Below are 2,432 nucleotides of genomic sequence, written 5' to 3' on the forward strand. Positions count from 1 at the left end.
AGATATTGAGGAACTCTACGACAACTATATTGATGTGCTACCAGAGGACGAGCTTTTAGCTATTGATCTCATTGAAAGAACCCTGAATTTTATGATTAGTGAGGAAGAAAGTCTTATTGAATCTATATTTGAAGACTATTTGGTTCAAGCTTTGAAAAAAGAAGCATATTCCTTAAATGACCTTCTATTAATTTCATACTATGCATTTCGATGTCAGGATTATGACTATGATAAAGAGAGAATTGAAAAATTTAGACGAAAATTAATTAATCAAGAATTACAAGGTGAAGAGCTGTTTAATGTTGAACTGATAGGTGCTTTATCAGCTATAGCTGGGATATATGTAATGCATCATGACTATAAAGAAATGAAGTGTGTTGTTGATAAAATGTATGTTCTTATTGATAAGACACTTCAACAAGCTTATAAACCCGCAGTACTTGTTTTTGAAGCGAAATATTATCTATTCTATGAGAACAATAGAGATAAAGCAACCGAGCTCTATAATACAGCTACCGTACTAGCCGAAGCTTTTGGTGACCAAGTCTTCATCAAAAATCTTAAAATGGAAATGGAAAATGATTTAGATACAAGTAACGAGTCAAAGTGACATAGATGTCCTTTTGATTCGTTATTATTTTGTTTATACTCATTCATATAATCAAATAGGAGAGAGCAAGATATGACAAACCTTATCGTAGCAAAACAGTTAAGCAAAGAATTTCAAAAATATAAAGCAATAGAAAATCTAAACTTCACAGTTGAAAAAGGTGAAATTCTAGGTTTCCTTGGACCATCAGGTTCTGGTAAAACGACAACAATCAATATCTTAACAGGTCAACTCACTCCTAGTCAGGGAGAAACTTATATTTTGGGCAAATCATCCCTTCAGTTAAAAGAAGATGATTTGTCAAAGATTGGTTTAATCACTGAAAATAGTGGTTTTTATGAAAAATTGACACTTTATGACAATCTTCTATTCTTCGCAAAACTCTATAATGTTTCGACAGAGTATGTTGATGATTTGTTAAAACGTGTAGGTCTTTATGACCATCGTAAAACCTTGGCAGAAAAGCTCTCTACAGGGATGAAACAACGGATGCTTTTAGTGAGAGCTATCATAAACAAGCCAAAAGTTCTCTTTCTTGATGAACCTACTTCTGGACTAGATCCATCAACGTCTCAAACCATTCATTCTCTTATTGAAGAACTAAAACAACAAGGAACAACCATTTTTCTGACGACACATGACATGCACGAGGCTACAATTTTGTGCGATAAGATTGTACTTCTAAATAAAGGTAAGATTGTCGAAGAAGGTAAACCTGCTGAACTTATTCAGAAATATAATACAAATAAGATGGTAAAAGTTACATATTGTTCAGGTCGTGAAAACATTCTGCCCTTTTCTGAATTGAATAATCTTAATGTTACTCCTAATCTACAGACCATTCATTCATGTGAACCAACTTTAGAAGACATCTTCATTCAACTCACAGGAGGAAAACTTAATGCTTAACCAAATGAAATCTCTGATCTGGCTTAGAAAAAAGGTCATTAAATCTAATAAAAGTATGGTTCTTCAGGTTATTCTTCCTTTGGGATTTGCTTTTCTATATAAACATATCTATGAGATTCAAGGTACTCTAACAAACTCAATGAAAGTCAATCTATTAGGCATATGTTTAGCTTTATCTTTGAGTTTATCAGTTGGAAATCCAATCAGTACTATTGTTTCCGAAGAAAAGGAAAAAAATATTTTAAGAACTTTGCTTTTAAGTGGTGTTAACAGTAAAAACTATATTCTTTCAGTTTTATTTTATCCAGTGCTTATTAGCTTAGTTATGACAACTGCTATTCCGAGAATACTCGAACTTAATATTGAAAATAATTATGGTCCTTATCTTATCATCTCGCTTGCTACAGCTTTAGTAATGATGCTGATTAATCTTTTCATCGGATTAATCAGTAAAACTCAAGTATCTGCCCAAGTAATTAGCCTTCCAGTATCAATGATTAGTATGTTTATTCCAATGCTTTCAGGGATTAGTAAAGATTTCGATAATGTCACGAAGTACAGTTATATGGGATTGTTCACAAAATCTATAAGCCAGCTTGAAAGCTTTAAGTGGCAAGACCAAATAGCAAGCTCACTTTCTCTACTAGCCTGGTTGCTCCTCTTTGCTACACTGACCATTCTACAATCTAAGAGATTACGAAAAATATCCTAATTCCAAACCACAACCATCTAAACTGAGTGTTAGATGGTTATTTTGTTTATTCCCCATCTTTTTCTCTAACCATAAAAAGACAAATCCCTGGAGTCTTTTCATTCACATGATTTTAAGGTATATTATTATATAATTAAAACTCAAAGGAAATACAGATGTCTGAAGAGATTAAAATCGAGATTGGAAAAAGAATTCGTGAAG

General features: G+C 32.6%; 3 protein-coding genes. All 3 read left to right on the top strand.

Annotated features, from left to right (window positions below):
- A partial coding sequence (locus tag HMPREF2697_RS10645; protein WP_257375231.1) for an XRE family transcriptional regulator occupies positions 1-610 on the top strand: 610 nt, incomplete at its 5' end.
- A gap of 72 nt (positions 611-682) precedes the next feature.
- Positions 683-1,519, top strand: coding sequence for an ABC transporter ATP-binding protein (locus HMPREF2697_RS01935; RefSeq protein WP_070849401.1), 837 nt, complete (start codon positions 683-685; stop codon positions 1,517-1,519).
- Positions 1,512-2,231: an ABC transporter permease gene (locus HMPREF2697_RS01940; protein ID WP_070849403.1), complete on the top strand. Its 720-nt coding sequence runs from the start codon at positions 1,512-1,514 to the stop codon at positions 2,229-2,231. The genes HMPREF2697_RS01935 and HMPREF2697_RS01940 overlap by 8 nt, the downstream gene beginning before the upstream one ends.
- Positions 2,232-2,432: the final 201 nt, after the last annotated feature.

Origin of the sequence: Streptococcus sp. HMSC064D12 (genome assembly GCF_001837205.1) — a bacterium.
GTDB lineage: Bacteria > Bacillota > Bacilli > Lactobacillales > Streptococcaceae > Streptococcus > Streptococcus salivarius_D.